23 protein-coding genes are annotated in these 19,526 nt (G+C 33.6%); 19 read left to right on the forward strand and 4 right to left on the reverse strand.

All coding sequences use genetic code 11. The annotated features are described in order from the left end of the window. The first annotated feature begins 164 nt into the window (after positions 1 to 164). From CEY12_RS12155 to CEY12_RS12175, 5 genes are all read left to right on the forward strand, one after another. Positions 165 to 692: a biopolymer transporter ExbD gene (locus CEY12_RS12155; RefSeq protein ID WP_089027949.1), complete on the forward strand. Its 528-nt coding sequence runs from the start codon at positions 165 to 167 to the stop codon at positions 690 to 692. 65 nt (positions 693 to 757) lie between these two features. Then, positions 758 to 1,267: a hypothetical protein gene (locus tag CEY12_RS12160; protein WP_089027950.1), complete on the forward strand. Its 510-nt coding sequence runs from the start codon at positions 758 to 760 to the stop codon at positions 1,265 to 1,267. A gap of 10 nt (positions 1,268 to 1,277) precedes the next feature. Then, complete coding sequence (locus CEY12_RS12165; RefSeq protein ID WP_089027951.1) at positions 1,278 to 2,060, forward strand: alpha/beta fold hydrolase; 783 nt, start codon at positions 1,278 to 1,280, stop codon at positions 2,058 to 2,060. An 11-nt stretch (positions 2,061 to 2,071) separates the two neighbouring features. Beyond that, positions 2,072 to 2,893: a hypothetical protein gene (locus CEY12_RS12170; RefSeq protein ID WP_089027952.1), complete on the forward strand. Its 822-nt coding sequence runs from the start codon at positions 2,072 to 2,074 to the stop codon at positions 2,891 to 2,893. Between the two features lie 49 nt (positions 2,894 to 2,942). Beyond that, positions 2,943 to 3,746: a patatin-like phospholipase family protein gene (locus tag CEY12_RS12175; RefSeq protein ID WP_089027953.1), complete on the forward strand. Its 804-nt coding sequence runs from the start codon at positions 2,943 to 2,945 to the stop codon at positions 3,744 to 3,746. 75 nt (positions 3,747 to 3,821) lie between these two features. On the opposite strand, the gene CEY12_RS12180 is transcribed toward CEY12_RS12175, so the two are convergent. Continuing rightward, positions 3,822 to 4,826, reverse strand: coding sequence for a DHH family phosphoesterase (locus tag CEY12_RS12180; RefSeq protein WP_089027954.1), 1,005 nt, complete (start codon positions 4,824 to 4,826; stop codon positions 3,822 to 3,824). A gap of 231 nt (positions 4,827 to 5,057) precedes the next feature. On the opposite strand from CEY12_RS12180, the gene rpmH reads away from it, so the two are divergent. Both rpmH and CEY12_RS12190 read left to right on the forward strand, forming a co-directional pair. Then, entirely contained in the window at positions 5,058 to 5,216 is a 159-nt protein-coding gene (rpmH, locus tag CEY12_RS12185; protein ID WP_034681061.1) for a 50S ribosomal protein L34, read from the forward strand. A gap of 156 nt (positions 5,217 to 5,372) precedes the next feature. Next, the gene (locus CEY12_RS12190; RefSeq protein WP_089027955.1) at positions 5,373 to 6,083 is read left to right on the forward strand and encodes a cell division ATP-binding protein FtsE; all 711 of its coding nucleotides are present in this window, start codon (positions 5,373 to 5,375) and stop codon (positions 6,081 to 6,083) included. Here the strand turns inward: CEY12_RS12190 and CEY12_RS12195 are convergent, their stop codons facing one another. From CEY12_RS12195 to CEY12_RS12205, 3 genes are read right to left on the reverse strand one after another with little or no spacing between them, the layout of a single operon-like run. Next, entirely contained in the window at positions 6,084 to 6,779 is a 696-nt protein-coding gene (locus CEY12_RS12195; protein ID WP_172821034.1) for a tRNA1(Val) (adenine(37)-N6)-methyltransferase, read from the reverse strand. Continuing rightward, on the reverse strand, positions 6,779 to 8,233 hold the full coding sequence (locus CEY12_RS12200; protein ID WP_089027956.1) for a sensor histidine kinase: 1,455 nt from the start codon (positions 8,231 to 8,233) through the stop codon (positions 6,779 to 6,781). Before CEY12_RS12200 ends, CEY12_RS12195 begins: the two co-directional genes overlap by 1 nt. Further along, a complete protein-coding gene (locus tag CEY12_RS12205; RefSeq protein ID WP_089029862.1) occupies positions 8,223 to 8,819 on the reverse strand; it encodes a riboflavin synthase in 597 nt (198 codons plus the stop codon). The genes CEY12_RS12200 and CEY12_RS12205 overlap by 11 nt, the downstream gene beginning before the upstream one ends. A 49-nt stretch (positions 8,820 to 8,868) precedes the next feature. On the opposite strand from CEY12_RS12205, the gene pdxA reads away from it, so the two are divergent. From pdxA to CEY12_RS12265, 12 genes are all read left to right on the forward strand, one after another. Next, positions 8,869 to 9,960, forward strand: a complete 1,092-nt coding sequence (pdxA, locus tag CEY12_RS12210) for a 4-hydroxythreonine-4-phosphate dehydrogenase PdxA (RefSeq protein ID WP_089027957.1) — start codon at positions 8,869 to 8,871, stop codon at positions 9,958 to 9,960. Between the two features lie 85 nt (positions 9,961 to 10,045). Continuing rightward, on the forward strand, positions 10,046 to 10,567 hold the full coding sequence (locus CEY12_RS12215) for a YceD family protein (protein WP_089027958.1): 522 nt from the start codon (positions 10,046 to 10,048) through the stop codon (positions 10,565 to 10,567). A 69-nt stretch (positions 10,568 to 10,636) separates the two neighbouring features. Then, complete coding sequence (gene rpmF, locus CEY12_RS12220) at positions 10,637 to 10,840, forward strand: 50S ribosomal protein L32 (protein ID WP_089027959.1); 204 nt, start codon at positions 10,637 to 10,639, stop codon at positions 10,838 to 10,840. 123 nt (positions 10,841 to 10,963) lie between these two features. Beyond that, complete coding sequence (gene accB / locus CEY12_RS12225) at positions 10,964 to 11,443, forward strand: acetyl-CoA carboxylase biotin carboxyl carrier protein (RefSeq protein WP_089027960.1); 480 nt, start codon at positions 10,964 to 10,966, stop codon at positions 11,441 to 11,443. 94 nt (positions 11,444 to 11,537) lie between these two features. Next, on the forward strand, positions 11,538 to 12,893 hold the full coding sequence (gene accC / locus CEY12_RS12230; RefSeq protein ID WP_089027961.1) for an acetyl-CoA carboxylase biotin carboxylase subunit: 1,356 nt from the start codon (positions 11,538 to 11,540) through the stop codon (positions 12,891 to 12,893). A 103-nt stretch (positions 12,894 to 12,996) separates the two neighbouring features. Further along, on the forward strand, positions 12,997 to 14,244 hold the full coding sequence (gene rocD, locus CEY12_RS12235) for an ornithine--oxo-acid transaminase (RefSeq protein ID WP_089027962.1): 1,248 nt from the start codon (positions 12,997 to 12,999) through the stop codon (positions 14,242 to 14,244). Beyond that, on the forward strand, positions 14,244 to 15,035 hold the full coding sequence (locus CEY12_RS12240; protein WP_089027963.1) for a glycosyltransferase family 2 protein: 792 nt from the start codon (positions 14,244 to 14,246) through the stop codon (positions 15,033 to 15,035). The genes rocD and CEY12_RS12240 overlap by 1 nt, the downstream gene beginning before the upstream one ends. A 95-nt stretch (positions 15,036 to 15,130) precedes the next feature. Further along, complete coding sequence (locus CEY12_RS12245) at positions 15,131 to 15,793, forward strand: polysaccharide deacetylase family protein (protein ID WP_157676815.1); 663 nt, start codon at positions 15,131 to 15,133, stop codon at positions 15,791 to 15,793. A gap of 39 nt (positions 15,794 to 15,832) precedes the next feature. Next, positions 15,833 to 16,582, forward strand: a complete 750-nt coding sequence (locus CEY12_RS12250) for a glycosyltransferase family 2 protein (protein ID WP_089027965.1) — start codon at positions 15,833 to 15,835, stop codon at positions 16,580 to 16,582. Positions 16,583 to 16,586: 4 nt separating this feature from the next. Continuing rightward, on the forward strand, positions 16,587 to 17,567 hold the full coding sequence (locus tag CEY12_RS12255) for a hypothetical protein (protein WP_089027966.1): 981 nt from the start codon (positions 16,587 to 16,589) through the stop codon (positions 17,565 to 17,567). Positions 17,568 to 17,716: 149 nt separating this feature from the next. Further along, positions 17,717 to 18,580, forward strand: a complete 864-nt coding sequence (locus tag CEY12_RS12260) for a hypothetical protein (protein WP_228409688.1) — start codon at positions 17,717 to 17,719, stop codon at positions 18,578 to 18,580. Further along, complete coding sequence (locus CEY12_RS12265) at positions 18,577 to 19,524, forward strand: hypothetical protein (protein ID WP_089027968.1); 948 nt, start codon at positions 18,577 to 18,579, stop codon at positions 19,522 to 19,524. The genes CEY12_RS12260 and CEY12_RS12265 overlap by 4 nt, the downstream gene beginning before the upstream one ends. Positions 19,525 to 19,526 lie beyond the last annotated feature (2 nt).

The following is a 19,526-nucleotide window of genomic DNA, read 5'->3' on the forward strand; positions in this document are numbered from 1 at the left end:
AGAAACTATAATCAATTAAGTTTTTTTCATATTGACTAATTAATAAATTTTGAAAATATTTGAAATTATAATAATTTAGGTATAAACTTTGTATAAATTTCTTCAGATAAGGAACAATAATTCATTCTTTATTAAAAACCGTTTAACATTTAAAAATTGTACTTATGGCTGAAGTTATTGCACAAGAGAAATCAGGAGGAAAGCAACGGAAAAAACTGATCCGGGTTGATATGACTCCAATGGTAGATTTAGGTTTTTTATTAATTACCTTTTTCATGTTTACTACCAACTTTACTAAACCCAATGTGATGGATCTGGGATTACCCGCAAAGGATCACACCCCTAATCCCACACCCCCACCAATAGATATTGACCTCAAAAATCAAATAACATTTATTATTGGCAAAGACAACAGGGTATTTTATCATCAGGAGGCTAAAGAAGATTTAAATACCAAAAATCTAAAAGAAACAAACTTTAGTGGAATAAATATATCTAAAGTAATATCGGAAGCCTATAACAATGCTCCTAAAAAGGAAAATTTTACTATCATTGTAAAGCCAACAGATGATTCCAATTACAAAAACTTTGTAGATATGCTGGATAACATTGCCATTTCTAAAAAGGAACGATATGGAATTACAGACATCAAACCTTGGGAGAAAAAAGTTTACGAAGACTTAACAAAATAAAAAAAGAAAGAGCATTTTAAGAATGCTCTTTTTTATTTACTTTTGAGCATATAATTTATTCTTTGATGAAAAATATTTTAATCGCAGCTATTGCTGCAACTCTACTTCTTTCATGTTCTAAAAAAGAAGCTCAATCAACCTCAAGCCAGGCAGACAGCATAAAAATTATCGATTCCATTAATGCTGCAAGAACAAAAATAAATGACAGTATCAAAAGTAAAAATCATTTTAAAGATTTTACTGGAGATCACAAATTCACTCATAATCTTATTAAAAAATCGGGCTCCGTAAATTTCAAAAAGACAGAAGGCGAAAAGGATCATTATAAAGTGGTTGGAGATATTAAATCAGGAAAAGATTATGTTCACATTCAAGGTTATATGAAAGTGGTATCCGAAAAGCACATGAATTTTACAGGAAGTGTTTCACAAAGCATTTCTGAAAATGAAAATGGGAAAATAGACATCAGACAAGGGACAAAGACTTTCCTTTCAAAGGATGGTGGAAAAACCTGGAGACTACAGGACATGGTAAACGGCTCGGGATTTGTTGATTATATTGACATTCACTTTTAATATCGAAAGCATGCTGAATTTTGAAAAAAAAGGAAACGGAAAAGAAACACTAGTTCTTCTTCACGGTTTTATGGAAAATCTTTCTATCTGGAATGATATGGAACCTCATTTGTCCGAAAGCTTCAATCTCTTGAAAATTGATTTACCTGGCCATGGACAATCTGAAATTTTAGCAGATGTTCATACCAGCGAACTTATGGCTGAAGAAGTAAAAAAAGTCCTTGACAACCAAAAACTTGAAAAAGTACATCTACTGGGACATTCTATGGGTGGCTATGTATCATTAGCTTTTGCTGAAAAGTACCCCGGATCACTAAAAAGTTTAACTTTATTTTTCTCTACTTACCTTCCTGATGATGAAGAGAAGAAGAAACAGCGTATAAAAAGCTACCGGATTATTCAGGAAGCATTTCCAAATTATGCAAAAGCAGGAGTTCCTAATCTTTTTAATCCTAATGAAAGAGACATTCTAGAAGGAAAAATAGAAACAGCTTTGAAAGTTGCACTTTCTACCAATAATCTTGGGGCACTCGCATGCGTTAAAGGAATGGTAGACAGGACAGACAAAAAGCATGTATTGGAAAAACTTGAAGCTAAAATTCTTGTTTTATCAGGAAAACACGACAATGCTGTAAAAACAGAAACAACCATTAATAATCTTCCGGACAGAACGAATATCAAATCATATATTCTGGATTGCGGACACAACGGACATTGGGAAAAACCAAATATCTGCGCCGAGATCATTAATACCGAACTTCTTCATAATATGCCGAAAAATTTAGTTTTATAAAAAAATATCTTATGAAAATCCTGGCTCTCACCATCATATGCATCACCTTTCTAAGTTGCAAAAAGGAACCTTCATTAGTTAAAAACAGCAACGGTGATTCTGCTTCTTCATCACAAGTTTTAAAACAAGATACTATACAACCAAAGCAATTGAAACAAGGTATTTTTAATTTTGTTACAGAACTATGCGACAACAAAGGATACTATGATGAGAGCAAGTATACAAAAGAAGAACTGGAAGGAACCTATAAGCTTTTTTTTGAATTGAGTGGCTTGCCGCTAACCTCACCACAAGTTTTTGGGCTGGACGCATTACATGATGTAAGAAAAAATAAAGATCAGGTACTGGAGAAGCTTAACAAGGAGTTTGTTGAAAAGAAAAAGCTCATTGAGAACCTGAAAATTGTAAACACTCCATTTTGGCAAAATGTAAAAAAACAAAAATACAGAGAACTTCTCCAATACTACGAAGAACAGAAGATTCAAATCATCGCTTATTCTGATCCCTCCATTTTACTGAAAAGTAATACATCCAAAAACTGCAGCCGGTTTGCAAAAGCTTTAAATTCTGATGATTCTCAAATGGTTGAAGAATGGAGAATCTTAAGAAAAGAGATGAGCAAAAGAAATGGTAATCCACAACAGGTTATGAATGAATTTGAAAATCATCTCAACTCAGCAGATAAAAAGGATTATGCAACCATAGACCTTATCGTTTTCGGCTGGGGAAATTGCGTCAACGACGAAATTGAAAGACCTCAATATAATGAAAAAATGAATGACCAATTTAATTCTCTATTCATAAAAGTAGATTCCGATTGTGATAAACCTTAATTTACATTTACTAAAATTTCTTGTATATTAGTGATGATTAATTTTCTCAATGAGTTTTTTTTCTTTCAATAAAACTAAAAAGGAACCCATAATCGGTTTAACACTTTCCGGTGGGGGAATGCGTGGAATTTCCCATATTGCTGTTTTAAAAGCCCTGGAAGAGTATAACTTAAAGCCACAAATTATTTCAGGAACCAGTGCCGGATCAATCGTTGGGGCCTTCTATTCCTTTGGAAAAACACCCGATGAGATGATGGAAATTGTAAAGAGCACCACCTTCTTTTCCAGATCCTATTTAAAGCTTTCCAAAAACGGTATTTTCAGCTCAAATTTTATTTTAAAACTATTCACAGATCATTTTCCTGAAGATGATTTTAGGATCCTAAAAATCCCTGTTTATGTAGCAGCAACAGAAATGACCCATGGAATCGTAGATTTTTTTTCTGAAGGTCCTCTTTTCCAACCTTTATTAGCTTCGTCAAGTGTTCCCTTCATCCTTCCTCCAGTAAGAATGGGAGAAAAAATATATGTAGATGGCGGTGTTTTGGATAACTTACCCATTGGACCAATTATTGACAAGTGCGATTTCCTGATCGCCTCGCATGTTAATTCAATAACCTACGATGAATTAAAAAAGATGAGTTTACTCAAAGAATTTGACCGAATTTTACACTTGGCCATTGCAAAATCTGTTTATTCCAAAGTGAGCTCCTGTAATATTTTCTTAGATCCACCCAAAATGACAAAATTCAGTCTGTTCAATAAAAAATACATGGATGAGATGTTCCAACAAGTTTACGAGTACACATGCAACGAGTTGGAAGAAAAGGGATATAAAAAGATGGTTAATTAATAGTTGAAAATGGAGAGTTGAAAGTTAAAAATTTGCTTATCTGCCTTTCCGCCCTTATGTCTTCCTTAATCCCGTTTACAAGTTCTCCTCTGCTACTCTGGCTTTGAAAGTTTCAAGCGTGGCCGGTAAAGCCTCATTCGATTTCCCACCTGCCGCGTTGATATGCCCACCTCCATTGAAATACTTTCTTGAAAACTGGTTCACATCCACATCATCTTTGCTTCTGAATGAGATTTTAATGAAATCTTCATACAAATCTTCCATAAAAAACGCCGACATTTTTACACCAACAATACTTAATCCATAATTGACGAAACCTTCAGTATCGCCCTTTTGGAAGCCGTATTCCTGAAGTTCTTTTCTTGTCAGATATAAAACAGCTACTGTACCATCATTTACCACTTCTATCCTTCCTAAGATTAAAGCAAGTAAATGCAAACGGGAAACAGTATTGGTATCCCAGGTATTGGAAGTAATAACAGAGGGGTCAGCACCCTTTTCAATCAGATTAGCAATAATACGGTGAGTAGCAGCACTTGTAGAACGAAAACGGAATCCTCCGGTATCTGTCATAATCCCAGTATAAAGACATTCCGCAATATCTTTATTTACAAACTCTTCATCATTCATTGCCTCAATAAAATGATAAATCATCTGTGAAGTCGCAGGAATAATGGTGTCAGAATACACGTAATCAAATGCTTCAGGCTGCTGGTGATGGTCAATCAGAATTTTTTTCGCAGTAGCTTTTACTAGCCAGTCTCCTAAAATCCCTATTCTTGAAGGCGAATTAAAGTCTAAACAAAAGATAACATCAGCTTCGTTAATCAGATCAAATGCAACTTTTCTTTTATATTCAGCAACTACATTCTTCCTTGCTTCAGGCATCCATTTTAAAAATTTAGGAAAATCATTAGGCACAAGTACTTCCGCTGCGATCCCCTTAGCATTTAAATAATGTTTCAAGCCTAAACTAGAACCTATAGCATCTCCATCCGGATTATAATGGGTAAGAATAACTATTTTATTTTCAGGAGTAAGAAGCTTCTTGATTTCTAAAAGTTCAGCAGGTGTAAACATCACTATGTTTTTTTTAAATTTGAGTTTCCAAAGATAGAGCTTTTAAATAAATCAACAGATATTAATTTAAAGAACCTCAGAGCCCTATTTATGATAGGCTTTCCAAATATGGCGTTAAAAAGAACTTAATTTTATTTCAAAAAAAAACAATATAAATTTGTAACTTCTAAAAAAATATTTATCTTTGCAACCTGAAAAATAAATAGATAATTACGATTTAAATATATAGTAATGAGTAAAAGAACATTCCAGCCATCAGAAAGAAAAAGAAGAAACAAACACGGTTTCAGAGAAAGAATGTCAACGCCAAACGGTAGAAGAGTTTTGGCTGCAAGAAGAGCTAAAGGCAGAAAGAGTTTAACGATAAGTGCAGCACGCGCTAAGAGATAATCTCAAAATTATCATATACAAATCATGCTTGAAAAGAAGTTTTTCAGGCATTTTTTGTTGTTAAAATTTACTAAAATTTAGGTTCTTTAAGTTTCTTTTTTCTATTTTTAAAATCTGAAAAGATTTTTTTTAGAAATAGCCTTTTAAAATTAAATTATGCCACATACAAATATCTCTGGAGATAGCATTATAAGTTTGCAACATGCAAAGATTGCTCAAAAAAGCTTTACTGTTCTTTCCGATGTTAATCTAAATATTAAAAAAGGAAGATTCTGTTACCTTATTGGAAAAACAGGATCAGGGAAGAGTTCTCTTTTAAAAACTCTGTACGGGCATATTCCTTTGGCATCCGGACATGGAGATGTAGTAGGTTTTGATCTTGCAAAAATGAGAACATCCGACATCCCTAATCTGAGAAGGAAGTTAGGAATTGTTTTCCAGGATTTCCAGCTGCTTTCTGACAGAACGGTTGAGAAGAACTTAAAGTTTGTTCTTGAAGCTACCGGATGGAGTGATAAAATTAAAATGGAAGACCGCATCAATGAAGTTCTTGGAAGCGTGAACATGAAAAGCAAAAAGCACAAAATGCCACACGAGCTTTCAGGAGGAGAACAGCAACGTATAGCTATTGCAAGAGCGTTATTAAACCATCCTGACCTTATTTTAGCTGATGAGCCGACAGGAAATCTGGATCCTGAAACTTCTAATGAAATTATGACCTTACTTAAGCAGGTAGCCTTGGAAAATGGTGCTGCAGTAGTTATGGCGACTCACGATTATCATATGATCCAAAATTTCCCGGGAGAAGCAATCAGATGCGAAGATGGAAAAGTATCTGTTTTGGATACTACAGAATTATTTGAATAATTATTTTCCGAAAATATGAAACTCTTTGGTGAGTTCAAGATATTGGTCCGAGTATTTCCTCGGACTTTTTTCTATCACAAAAACAGATTCTTTAATCACGTTTTCTACTAAAGAAAACTCCAATACAAGTCTTTTCGTTTTTGAGTTCTCTATTCCCTTAATGGCTACTCTCCTATCAAGAAACAAATGATACCCTCCGGCAATTTCAATAAAATCCCTTCCTATTTCAGCAGGAATAATTACTGAGAAAATGCCATTTTCTGAAAGTAATACAGAGGCCTTTGATATCAACTGTTCAAAATTCAATTCAATCGTCTGCCGGGCAACTTTATCTTTACTGGAATCAGATTCTTCGAAATAAGGAGGATTGGAAACAATCAAATCAAACTTTTCACTGGACTCAAAAAGTTTAAAATCCTGTTGAATATTTTTAAGCCTTGCATTGAAAATAGAATTTTGAAAATTCCGCCTGGTTAATTCAAAAGCAGCATTTTGAATATCTAATCCTAAAAATTCAGCTTTAGGGTTTCTTTGGGCAAGCATTAAGGAAATCAACCCAGTCCCGGTTCCTACTTCCAACACCCTGTCAGCGTTATCTACATTAGCCAACGCCCCAAGCATAACACCATCTGTCCCAACGCGGAAAACATCAGAAGATTGCAGAATTTCGAACTGTTTAAACTTAAAAGGTTTCACTATAGATTGGTAGGTAATGTGATGGTAAATGTAGATCCTTTATCAATTTCAGATTTTACAGAAATCTCTCCTTTATAATCTTCCACCATTTTTCTTACCATAGATAGACCAAGCCCCATCCCACTATTTTTGGAAGTGAAATTTGGCTCAAATATTCTTTCATACATATTCTCTGGAATGCCTACTCCATTATCCTGAACAGAAATCATCACCCTTCTCTGATGCTGCTCTAAATCTACATTAATGATCAATTTTCGATCCTCACTTTGAGCCTGTTTTGCATTGGTGACAAGATTTGTTATGATTCTGGAAAGATAAATCTTATCCATATTAATCATAATATTAGACTTATTGGTATGAACAAAAACACTATCATCACTGAAGACACGCAGAATATCTGCAACTTCAGCATTTAGATTGATCGTCTCATTATTTTTTTCAGGAAGCTTGGCAAATTCAGAGAATGCAGATGCTACCGTGGCAATAAGATCAATCTGATCTACCATTGTTTTACTCATCAGCTTCACCCTTTCCGTTACATTAGGATCCTGTGGATCAAATTTTCTTTCAAAATTCTGAATAGTAAGCTTCATAGGAGTCAAAGGATTTTTCACCTCATGAGCTACCTGTTTCGCCATCTCCCTCCAGGCTTCTTCCGATGCTTTGAAGCGAAGCCTTTCCTTCTGATCCTGAATCTGAAGAATCATTCTGTTATAAGCTCTTGCCAAAGCATTCAACTCATCATTTTTATAATATCTGATGGGGCGCATTTCATTTTCAAAAAGTGTAATACGCGTAATCATATCTGAAAACTTGGTAATATTTTTAGCCAAACTGTTTGATGTCACCCAACTTATCCAGATACTGAATATAATAAGAAAGAAATCAACCAGAAGTATGTATTTGACATACTGATGAAGCACCTCAAAATAAGCAGACTCATTATGATACAGTGGAATATATACAATTCCTATAGGTTCTAAAACATTATTTTTCAAAACCATATAAGATGAGGTGAATACAGCGTCTTTCGCCTGATCATACCCTTTAATATCCACTCTTGCATCAGTTGCCAATATCCTATTGACAATATCCACAGGAATGGATTTTTGCGAAACCAATCCCTGATCTTTATTAGAAAGTAAATAATGTCCTTTCAGATCATAAATAACAATATCATGTTGATTGATATCTGCAATCTCAAAAATCTTATTTCCTAAAACCTGGGGGAGATCTCTTGTTTCGAGTACAGTACGGCTTACTGCATAATCCAGAAACCGCATTACGGCACTGGTCTTTTCCTGCATATCTATTTTACTTTGCTGCAAAGAATTTTTTCTTAAAACAAAATAAGGAACGAGAGAGGAAGCAACAACACTTAAAAGACACACCAACAAGAAACCGAAAAACACACGATTTCTCAGGCTATATCCTTTGTATTTATTAATTGCCATTCTGTTTATTAATTAACCTAGCAATATACTTACCAATTATATCAAATTCAAGATTTACTTTATCACCTATTTTCAAATGTTGCATATTGGTAAATTCCCAGGTATAAGGGATAATGGCTACCGAGAACTGAGACTCTTCGCTTTTCGCAACGGTTAAGCTAATCCCATTCATTGTAATTGAACCTTGAGGAACTGTCACAAAACCACCATCACTATCATATTTAACCGTAATAAAATAACTCCCGTCTCTATTTTCAATACCCGTTACTTCTCCAGTTTTATCAACATGCCCCTGAACAATATGCCCATCCAATCTACCATCCATTTTCATACAACGTTCAAGGTTTACGACGGTCCCCACTTCCCACTTACCTAAATTCGTCTTTTCCAGTGTTTCATTAATTGCCGTTACAACATATTGGTCATTTTTAATTTCAACAACGGTCAGACAACAACCATTATGTGCAAGACTCTGATCTATTTTCAATTCATGGGTGAATGGACATGTTAAAGTAAAATCAATATTACTTCCATTTTCCTCAATTTTCCCAATAACCCCAACTGCTTCAATAATTCCTGTGAACATATTATTTTTTGCTAAATTTGTAAAATTATAATCTTCAAAGATAATCAAAATGAGTCCAAAAAACTATAAAGTACGAGTAGGAATTTCAATCGGTGATTTCAATGGCATCGGCCCTGAAATCATCATGAAGTCTTTGAAAGACAAAACGATTACAGATTTTTTCACGCCAATAATTTTTGGATCCGGAAAACTTTTCACCTACCAGAAAAACATTTTCAAGCTGAATTTGAATTTCAATTACATCAACGAGGCATCGCAGGCTCAGGCTGGAAAGCTAAACATGGTCAACCTTGCTAAGGACAATTCCAACGTAGAACTGGGTACACCAACCGAAGAGTCTACACAAATGGCAATATCTTCTTTAGAGGCAGCGACAGAAGCTTTAATCAAAGGAGAGATTGATGTTCTTGTCACAGCACCCATCAATAAGGACGAAATGATGAAAATGGGATTTAAACATGCAGGACATACAGGATACTTTGAAGAAAAATTCAATAAAAAAGGACTTATGTTCCTGGTAACCGATGACTTAAAGGTCGCTGTTTCCACACACCACATTCCTATTGCAAAGGTGGCAGAAAATATTTCTAAAGAAAAAATCAAAAAGCAGATCAAAGCTTTAAATCAGACTTTAATTGAGGATTTTTGCATTCAAAAACCCAAAATAGCCGTTTTAGGATTAAATCCTCATTCCGGAGATGGTGGAGTAATTGGAAATGAAGAAATAGAAATTATCAGTCCAGCCATTAAAGAACTTTCAGATAATGGAATTTTAGCTTTTGGCCCCTTTCCGGCGGATAGCTTTTTCCAGCCAAACAAATACAAAAATTTCGATGCTGTTTTGGCAATGTATCACGATCAGGGACTAGCCCCTTTTAAAACCTTAGCCTATGAAGAAGGCGTAAATTATACAGCCTCACTTCCATTTATAAGAACCTCCCCAGATCATGGTGTTGCTTATGATATTGCCGGAAAAAATATTGCAGATGAGCAAAGTTTTACGGAAGCTATTTTTACTGCAATCAAAATTTTCAAAAACAGAAGTGAATATAACGATCTAATGAGCAGTAGAATGCAGCCAAGAAAGATGGCCGTAGACAATGGAATAGATGAAGATTTACCTGATGAAAACGAAGGGTAGACCGCTCAGACACATTTTAAATTAATTTTGTTTGATATTTTATTTGTAATTATAAAAAAAATGCATATTTTTGCACACTCATTTTATGGACAAGTTAAGAAACTATGACGTAAGCTTTTCCGGTTTAAAAAACGGCAAGCACCAGTTCAAATTTGAGACAGATCAATCGTTCTTTCAATTATTTGACACTGAACAGGAATTTACAAATCCTAGGATTACAGTGGATGTTTTATTAGAAAAGCATACTACTTTCTTAGAGTTTGAAATAAAAATCGATGGAATTGTAGAATTGGTTTGTGATATTACAAACGACAAATTCGATCATCCTATTGAAAACGAAATTAAAGTTTTGGTAAAATTTGGAGAAGAATATGATGATAGCGATGAAAACGTTATTACCATCCCAAGTACAGACCACGCCTTTAATGTAGCACAGTTAATTTACGAGAATGTGATGCTTTCCATACCTATGAAAAAGATATCTCCCAACGTAAGTGACGAAGATTTAAAAATTCTTGAACGATTCAGTCCTAAAGAAATTGAAGAGGAAGAACAAGAAAGCGACCCCAGATGGGAAGCGCTTAAAAAATTAAAAGATAAAAATTAAAATAATTTAAATATGATGAGATGATGAAAAAAATCTCATCGCTCATCAAATTAAAAAAGTTATTACAAAATGGCACATCCAAAGAGAAGACAATCGTCCACAAGAAGAGATAAGAGAAGAACTCACTACAAAGCTGTAGTTCCTCAATTAGCTAAAGATGCAAGTACAGGTGAACTTCACCTTTATCATAGAGCTCACTGGCATGAAGGAAAACTTTACTACAGAGGTAAAGTTGTATTAGAAAAAACAGTGGAAACTACTGAAGAAAACTAAGAGGCAATTTCAAAAAAACCTCGTTTTAATACAAAAACCGTCCAATTTTGATAAAATTGGACGGTTTTTTGTTGTTTTTTATGTTTTTTTGGTATCTTTGGCTCAAAATCAAATATCAAATTTATGGACATTAAAGACATCCAAAATCTTATTAAGTTTGTATCAAAAGCTGAAGTTTCAGAAGTAAAATACAAGACTAAAGATTTCGAAATCACTATTAAAACTCCATTAGCAGGAAGCGAAGTAAACTATGCACAACCAGCAGTTTATCATACCGCTCCACAACAAGTTGCTGCTCCTGTACAGACTCCGGCTGCTGCTGCTCCTACTGAAAAAGCTGAAGCAGTATCTGACGACAGCAAATATGTAACTATTAAGTCTCCAATGATTGGTACTTTCTACAGAAAGCCATCTCCAGATAAAGACGTTTTTGTAAATGTAGGTGATGAAGTTTCTAACGGAAAAATCGTTTGTGTAATTGAAGCTATGAAGTTGTTCAACCAGATAGAATCTGAAATCAGCGGAAAAATCGTTAAGATACTTGTAGACGATTCTACTCCTGTAGAATATGACCAACCTTTATTCCTAGTAGACCCATCTTAAGGAATTTTAGATTAAAGATTATAAATTTTAGATGAAATACTTTTCATTTAAAATAATTTAAAATTCAAAATTTATAATTTAAAATTTCGGAGAGATGTTCAAAAAAATATTAATAGCCAATCGTGGCGAAATTGCAATGCGAATTCTTCGTACTTGTAAAGAAATGGGAATCAAAACTGTTGCAGTATATTCTACTGCCGACAAAGATAGTCTTCATGTAAGGTTTGCTGACGAAGCTGTTTGTATTGGCCCGGCAATGAGCAAGGACTCATATCTTAAAATCTCTAACATTATTGCAGCTGCAGAAATTACAAATGCTGATGCGATCCATCCAGGTTATGGATTCCTGTCTGAAAATGCTAATTTCTCAAGAATCTGTCAGAAAAACGGCATCAAATTTATTGGTGCTTCTCCTGAGCAGATCGAAAAAATGGGTGACAAAGCTAACGCGAAGGCAACCATGAAAGCAGCAGGTGTACCATGTGTACCGGGTTCTGACGGCTTGATCGAATCTTACGAACACGCTGTAAAAGTTGCTGAAGAAACAGGATACCCTGTCATGATCAAAGCAACTGCAGGTGGTGGTGGAAAAGGGATGAGAGCTGTTTGGAAAGCTGAAGACCTAAAAGATCATTGGGAATCTGCAATTCAGGAAGCTGTAGCAGCCTTCGGAAATGGAGGTATGTATATGGAAAAATTAATTGAAGAGCCAAGACATATCGAAATTCAGGTTGCAGGAGACCAATATGGTAAGGCATGCCACCTTTCTGAAAGAGACTGCTCTGTACAGAGAAGAAATCAGAAATTAACCGAAGAAACTCCTTCGCCGTTCATGACTGATGAGCTTCGTGAGAAAATGGGTGACGCAGCAGTAAAAGCAGCAGAATATATTGGTTACGAAGGTGTTGGAACAATCGAATTTTTAGTAGACAAGCATAGAAATTTCTATTTCATGGAAATGAATACAAGAATTCAGGTTGAACATCCAATTACGGAACAGGTAATTGACTATGACCTAATCAGAGAGCAAATTCTTTTGGCTGCAGGAACCCCAATTTCAGGGATCAATTATTACCCGAAATTGCACTCAATTGAATGCAGAATCAATGCAGAAGATCCATATGCGGATTTCAGACCATCTCCAGGAAAGATCACAGGATTAAATATTCCTGGTGGCCACGGAATAAGAGTTGACACTCATGTATATTCTGGATATTCAATTCCTTCCAACTACGATTCAATGATTGCAAAATTAATTACGACTGCTCAGACCCGTGAGGAGGCAATTGCAAAAATGAGACGCGCCCTGGAAGAGTTTTATATCGAAGGTGTAAAAACGACAATTCCATTCCATAGACAACTAATGGATGATGAAAATTATCTTGCAGGAAATTATACCACAAAATTCATGGAAGATTTTGTAATGGATAAAAAGTATGATAATCACTAGGATTATTTTAGATAAAAAACAAGAGACTGCCTCATTTTGAGGCAGTTTTTTATTTTATGCCTTATCATATTAAATTATTAACTTTGCATAAAACCATAAGAATATGTCAACAGTAGAAACAGAAAAAAATTCACAATATTTTATTGACCTTGAAGACAAGCATGGAGCCCATAATTACCACCCTTTACCTGTAGTTTTAGATCGCGGGGAAGGTGTTTTTGTTTGGGATGTAGAAGGCAAAAAATACTATGACTTTCTTTCAGCATATTCTGCTGTAAACCAAGGACATTCACATCCTAAAATTGTAGAAGCTTTGGTAAACCAGGCTAAAAAACTAGCTTTAACTTCAAGAGCATTTTACAATTCTAATTTAGGAGAATACGAAAAGAAGATAACGACTCTATTTGGATTTGACAAGGTATTACCTATGAATTCTGGTGCTGAGGCAGTAGAAACAGCAGTAAAACTAGCCAGAAAATGGAGCTATGAAGTGAAAGGGATTTCAGAAAATGCAGCCAAGATTATTGTCTGCGAAAATAACTTCCATGGAAGAACAACCACTATCGTATCTTTTTCAAACGATCCTGATGCCAATCAGAATTATGGGCCTTTCACTCCTGGTTTTATTAAAATCCCTTATAATGATATAGCTGCATTAGAAGAAGTATTGGATAAAGAAGCTGGAAATATTGCCGCATTTTTAGTTGAACCCATCCAGGGTGAAGCTGGTGTTTATGTACCTAAGGATGGTTTTCTGAAAGAAGCTTCTGAGCTTTGTAAAAAGCACAATGTCCTTTTCATCGCTGATGAAGTACAAACAGGTATCGCAAGAACAGGAAAACTCATTGCTTGTTACCATGAAGACGTACAGCCTGATATTTTAATTTTAGGGAAAGCACTTTCTGGAGGAATGTATCCGGTATCTGCTGTTTTAGCTAATAATGAAATCATGAATGTCATTAAGCCAGGGCAGCATGGATCAACATTTGGAGGAAACCCAATCGCTTGCGCAGTCGCAGTTGCAGCATTAGATGTCGTTGCTGACGAAAATTTATCTGAAAGAGCAGAACAGCTTGGACAAATTTTCAGAAGTGAAATTGAAAAACTAATTGCAACATCTGATCTTATTACCAAAGTAAGAGGTAAAGGTTTACTTAATGCTATTTTAATTAATGATACACCCGACAGTTCTACAGCCTGGAATCTTTGTTTGAAATTAAAAGAAAATGGGTTATTAGCGAAACCGACTCATGGGAATATAATCAGACTTGCACCACCATTGGTGATCACGGAAGAACAACTTCTTGATTGCATAGAGATTATTAAAAAAACCATTCTCGAGTTTAAATAATGCCCCTTACCCTAGCTGTCATTACTTATAATGAAGAATATAACATTGTAAGACTTTTAGACGCTCTTTGTGATATTGTTGATGAAATTATAATCGTTGACAGCTATTCTACAGACAGTACAAAAGAAATTATTCTTCGCCAATATCCAAAAGCGAAGTTTTTTGAAAAAAAATTTAACGGGTATGGTGAACAAAAAAACCATGCCCTAAAGTTTTGTTCTAATGATTGGGTCCTATTCCTGGATGCGGATGAAGTTCCCAATAAAGAGCTTAAAAAGTCTATCAAACAGATAACGTCTTTACAAAATCCAGAATTTTGCGTCTATAAGGCGAAGTTTAATAATCACCTAGGGACTCGTTTGATAAAGCATGGAGGCTGGGGAACAGTTTCCCGTGAGAGGCTTTTTAAAAAAGATGCAGCAAAATATTCAGATGATAAAGTGCACGAATATTTGGTTACAAATCAAAAGTCAGGAACTTTAGAAGGAAGGCTTGATCATTATACCTACAAAAGCATTCATTGCCATGTTTCAAAGATCAATAAGTATTCTGATATGATGGCTGAAAAAATGTTTGACAATGGAAAAAGAATTAAAAGATTCAAAATAATAGTAAGTCCTGTTTTTGAGTTTGTAAAAGTTTTCATTTTTAAACTTGGTTTTCTTGACGGGTTTGCAGGATATTATGTTGCCAAAACCATGTCTTACTATACCTTTCTAAAGTATATTAAATTACGTGAGAAAATTAAGATATCAGAACTTCAAAAAAAGTGTAGCCAGAAAAACATATGATTTTATATCTTCTTTTCTTTCTAATAGTCCTATTCTTATTAGTATATTTTCGTCTTTATTTGTTCTTTTTCCAAAAAAATAGATTAATTATTTTAATGTATCATCAGGTGGAAGAGAAAAGTACCGACAGCCTTACGGTAAGCCTCGAGAATCTTGAACAACAATTTAAATACTTAAAAGAAAAAAATTATTCTTCGAAATTCTTTTCAGAAATAGATCAACCAGCTAAGAAAAGTATTATACTGACCTTTGACGATGGCTATAAAAACAATTTCGACTATCTTCCGGCTTTGCTGGAAAAGTATAATTTAAAAGCGGTCATATTTATTCCTACAAAATTTATTCAGGAAGGATACAACGATCATCAAATGATGACTTTTGAAGATATCAAAGGGCTTGATTCCAGGTTTTTTGAAATTGCACTTCATACCCACGTACATGAAAACCTTAGAAATTTATCTCCGGAAGTAATTGAGAAAGATCTCGAAACAAATATGCAAATACTCAATCAGCATCATATCAATTATAAAAAAGTTCTTGCGTATCCTTATGGAAAATATCCTAAAAGCAAAGAGGACAAGAAAATCTTTTTTATGGTTCTGGAAAAACTGGGAATCGATTTCGCCGTAAGAATTGGAAACAGAGCAAATTACTATCCTTCCAAAAAATATGAGTTATGTAGAATAGATATAAAAGGGGATGATTCCTTAGAAAATTTCAAATTAAAACTTATCTTTGGGAAATTAAAACTGTTTTAGAAGACCTAACTTTCATGGTTTTTAAACATCTAAATAGTTATGATAAATATAAGTGGCTTAATCATAACATATAACGAGGAGAAGAATATAAAAGAAGTCCTTGAGTGTTTTGATTTTTGTGATGAAATTATTATTATTGATTCTTTCAGCAATGATAAAACCCTAGAAATTGCTAAAGCTAATCCTAATGTGAAAATCATCCAAAATAAATTTGAAGATTTTACTAAACAACGAAACCTGGCTCTAGACGAAGCTAAAAATGATTGGGTCCTTTTTCTGGATGGTGATGAAAGAATTACACCTGCACTAAGAGCTGAAATCATTAATGAATTGGATAAACCTGATAAAAAAGATGCTTATTATTTTTACAGAAAATTTTTTTTCGCAGGAAAACCTATTCATTACTCGGGAACTCAAACCGATAAGAACTTCAGACTATTTAGAAAGTCAAAGGCAAGATATATTTTAGAAAAAAAAGTACATGAAACATTAGAAGTTTCAGGAACAATTGGAGAATTAAAAAATAAATTACTCCACTTCTCCGTTTCTGACTATGAGTCTTATAAGCAAAAAATGATTCATTATGGGATTTTAAAAGGACAGGAGTTATCAAATAAGGGAAAAAAATTTAATATAACAACACAATATTCTAAAACAGCTTTTAAATTTTTCAAGGCATACATTTTGCGGTTAGGAATATTAGATGGAAAAGAAGGATATCAGCTTTCATTTTTGCAAGCATTAAGTGCGTATGAAACCTATGAATCATTAAAAAAGGAACAAAATTAGTTGAATGAAGATTTGTGTAATTAGTTACGATTTTTGGGGCTATGACAAGCATATTGTAGATACATTATGTAAAAAAGGTATTGATGCCCATCATATCAAAATTGGAAACGTTACACATTCAAATTTTAAAGAAAGGGCAACTAACGCAATCAGTAAAGTTTTTTTAAATAAAAATTTAAAAACTGAAAAAAGGCAGCAGTTTGTAATAGATTCTTTAGTAGCGCTGGGTCACCAGGACCAGATATTGGTTTTGAATCCTGATACCTTCGACATTTCAACACTAGAAGAGATTAAAGCACACAGTGACAGATTGATCACCTATTTGTATGACAGTCTTGAAAGACTTCCGGTAGAGGATGAAAAGCTTGCTCTTTTTGATAAAATTTTCTCATTTGATATTATTGATATAAAAAAGCATGGCTTTGAGAAGCTTACCAATTACATATATCTAGATCATCTTTCTTGTAAAGAACAAACCCCTGATATGGATCTTTTCTATATCACATCTTACGATAATAAGAGGGTTTCTTATATCAAACTTCTGGCTAAAAAATTAATAGCACTCCATTTAAGGTTTCAGATCATGATCATTGGGAAGAAAAGCTGGAAAAACCAGTTAAAAAATATATTTATTACTATTCCTGAAAATTTATCTATTATTTTTAGTATTAAAAAAATTTCTCATAAAGATCTACCTAGTTATTATAAAAATTCAAAGGCCCTCCTTGATCTAACACGCGAAAACCAACATGGCCTTAGCTTCCGGGTATTTGAAGCAATGGCTTTAGAAAAGAAAATCATTACAGATAATATGGTGATTAAAGATTATGATTTCTACAACCCTAATAATATCCTAGTTCTTGATGAAACCTGTAGCAATCTTGATAAAAATTTCTTTGAACAGCCCTATGAAAACATTTCTGATGAAATTTACTACTATTACACTCTTGACAATTGGGTTGATCGTGTGTTTAAATTAGCATAAAAAATTTATTTCAATTATAAACAATGATTACACATACTAATCAGTCTAAAATTATCATATTTTGTCCCCCTAATAGTGTAACTGGCGGTCCAGAAGCGTTACACCAACTTGCTGACAAATTATATCATCTAGAGGTTAAAAATGTTTTTATGCATTATATTCCTAACCGAAAAAATGCAAAACCAAGTAATTATTCTATTTATCATACCACTGAAATAAATTCCTTTGAAGATCATCCCGAAAATATCCTGATCGTTCCAGAGTCTATGACTTTTCTAATAAAAGAATACCCTCAAAGCCAAAAAGTAATTTGGTGGTTAAGTGTTGATTTTTATAAGATTTTAATGGACTATAGAATAAGAAAGCAAAATATACTTACCAAATTTTTCTATAAACAAAAGGACAAAGAATATCACTTTGAACCACTCCCAAATGTTTTTCAATGGGCACAATCCTATCGCTCTTCAGTTTATATTAAAGATCATGGCATCCCTGAGAGCCAAATAGATTATGTATGTGATTACATTAACCCAAGCTTCTTAGAAAATAAAGAAAAAATAACCAAAGACCTTACGAATAAAAACATTCTTTATAACCCCCGAAAAGGAAAAAAAGAGATTTCCCTTATAATTAAAAGCTCACCAGAATTAAATTGGATACCTATTCAGAACATGAATGCTGGCCAGATAAAAGATTTAATGGCAAAGTCTTTACTGTATGTAGATTTTGGAGAAAACCCGGGTCGCGATAAAATGTTACGGGAATCAGTATCGCAAGATTGCTGTATCATTTCAGGAAAAAATGGATCTTCCGCTTATTATGAAGATCTGATGATTCCAGATGAATACAAATTCAACTTCAATGAAAATAAAATTTCTGAAATTATTTTAAAGATCAAACAGGTTTTAGAAAATTATCCTCATCACATTTCTGATTTTATTCCCTATAAAAACATGGTTTTAAATGAAGAAATCGCATTTGAAGAAAAATTGAAAGAAATATTCAAAAAATGAGCACAAAGAAAATCACCTTAATCTATCCTTTTGCTTATGGTTATATTGATTTTGTTGTCGGGCAGCTTCAATCAGACTCGTCTGTAACCGTTACAGATATTAAAACTGATACCATTAAATATATTTATCCAAATGTATTCGTGAAAATATGGAATGGTATAACAAAGCTGTTTGGCAGGAACATTAAAAAAAAATATTTCAGTAAAGAGGTTTTAAAACAGATTACAGAAAATCAGGATATCATTTTTGTTATTCGTCCAGATTTGTTAGATGATTCGCTATTAATCGAGTTAAAGAGAAAAGCAAAAAGTTTTATTGCTTACTATTATGATAGTTGTAAAAAATATCCTCGACAACTTGAAATAAGTCATTTTTTTGATGAAGTCTACTCTTACGAAAAAGAAGACATAAAAAAGTATAATTTTATTGAAACCACTAATTTTATCTATGACGAAACAATTGAATCTCAATCGGTAAAATATGATATCTTTAATGTTTCATCTTATGATTCAAGAATTGATGAAATTGATATGATTTCAAGAATATTATTTGATGCCGGATTTTCTATTTATTTTGTATTATTTTGGTATGAAAAATTAGCTTACCCCCATTTAAATTCCACTACAGAATACCTGTCACTAGATGATACGAAGAAACTCATTTCTCAATCAAAAGCAATGATAGATATTCAGAGAAAGGATCAAAAAGGGCTTTCCTTCAGAACTTTTGAAAGCTTAGGGTATAAAAAGAAACTAATTACCACAAATGATGAAGTCAAAAATTATGATTTCTACCATCCTAATAATATGTTGGTAATTGACAGTAATAATTTGGATACAGATGAAATTAAAAATTTTCTCGCTCTGAATTATGTAGAAATTGACCCTAGTATTATCAAGAAATATACTGTCAAAAGCTTCACTCAAAAAATATTCAAATTATAACA

It is taken from the genome of Chryseobacterium sp. T16E-39 (assembly GCF_002216065.1).
Classification (GTDB): Bacteria; Bacteroidota; Bacteroidia; order Flavobacteriales; family Weeksellaceae; genus Chryseobacterium.

Bases quoted from the DNA above. Each gene is read 5' to 3' on its own strand.
- accC (WP_089027961.1), top strand. From the start codon at position 11,538: ATGTTCAAAAAAATATTAATAGCCAATCGTGGCGAAATTGCAATGCGA.
- CEY12_RS12190 (WP_089027955.1), top strand. From the start codon at position 5,373: ATGCCACATACAAATATCTCTGGAGATAGCATTATAAGTTTGCAACAT.
- CEY12_RS12215 (WP_089027958.1), top strand. From the start codon at position 10,046: ATGGACAAGTTAAGAAACTATGACGTAAGCTTTTCCGGTTTAAAAAAC.
- rocD (WP_089027962.1), top strand. From the start codon at position 12,997: ATGTCAACAGTAGAAACAGAAAAAAATTCACAATATTTTATTGACCTT.
- rpmF (WP_089027959.1), top strand. From the start codon at position 10,637: ATGGCACATCCAAAGAGAAGACAATCGTCCACAAGAAGAGATAAGAGA.
- CEY12_RS12165 (WP_089027951.1), top strand. From the start codon at position 1,278: ATGCTGAATTTTGAAAAAAAAGGAAACGGAAAAGAAACACTAGTTCTT.
- CEY12_RS12205 (WP_089029862.1), bottom strand. From the start codon at position 8,819: ATGTTCACAGGAATTATTGAAGCAGTTGGGGTTATTGGGAAAATTGAG.
- pdxA (WP_089027957.1), top strand. From the start codon at position 8,869: ATGAGTCCAAAAAACTATAAAGTACGAGTAGGAATTTCAATCGGTGAT.
- CEY12_RS12240 (WP_089027963.1), top strand. From the start codon at position 14,244: ATGCCCCTTACCCTAGCTGTCATTACTTATAATGAAGAATATAACATT.
- CEY12_RS12250 (WP_089027965.1), top strand. From the start codon at position 15,833: ATGATAAATATAAGTGGCTTAATCATAACATATAACGAGGAGAAGAAT.
- CEY12_RS12260 (WP_228409688.1), top strand. From the start codon at position 17,717: ATGCATTATATTCCTAACCGAAAAAATGCAAAACCAAGTAATTATTCT.
- CEY12_RS12175 (WP_089027953.1), top strand. From the start codon at position 2,943: ATGAGTTTTTTTTCTTTCAATAAAACTAAAAAGGAACCCATAATCGGT.
- CEY12_RS12160 (WP_089027950.1), top strand. From the start codon at position 758: ATGAAAAATATTTTAATCGCAGCTATTGCTGCAACTCTACTTCTTTCA.
- CEY12_RS12245 (WP_157676815.1), top strand. From the start codon at position 15,131: ATGTATCATCAGGTGGAAGAGAAAAGTACCGACAGCCTTACGGTAAGC.
- CEY12_RS12170 (WP_089027952.1), top strand. From the start codon at position 2,072: ATGAAAATCCTGGCTCTCACCATCATATGCATCACCTTTCTAAGTTGC.
- CEY12_RS12265 (WP_089027968.1), top strand. From the start codon at position 18,577: ATGAGCACAAAGAAAATCACCTTAATCTATCCTTTTGCTTATGGTTAT.
- CEY12_RS12180 (WP_089027954.1), bottom strand. From the start codon at position 4,826: ATGTTTACACCTGCTGAACTTTTAGAAATCAAGAAGCTTCTTACTCCT.
- CEY12_RS12200 (WP_089027956.1), bottom strand. From the start codon at position 8,233: ATGGCAATTAATAAATACAAAGGATATAGCCTGAGAAATCGTGTGTTT.
- CEY12_RS12155 (WP_089027949.1), top strand. From the start codon at position 165: ATGGCTGAAGTTATTGCACAAGAGAAATCAGGAGGAAAGCAACGGAAA.
- CEY12_RS12255 (WP_089027966.1), top strand. From the start codon at position 16,587: ATGAAGATTTGTGTAATTAGTTACGATTTTTGGGGCTATGACAAGCAT.
- rpmH (WP_034681061.1), top strand. From the start codon at position 5,058: ATGAGTAAAAGAACATTCCAGCCATCAGAAAGAAAAAGAAGAAACAAA.
- accB (WP_089027960.1), top strand. From the start codon at position 10,964: ATGGACATTAAAGACATCCAAAATCTTATTAAGTTTGTATCAAAAGCT.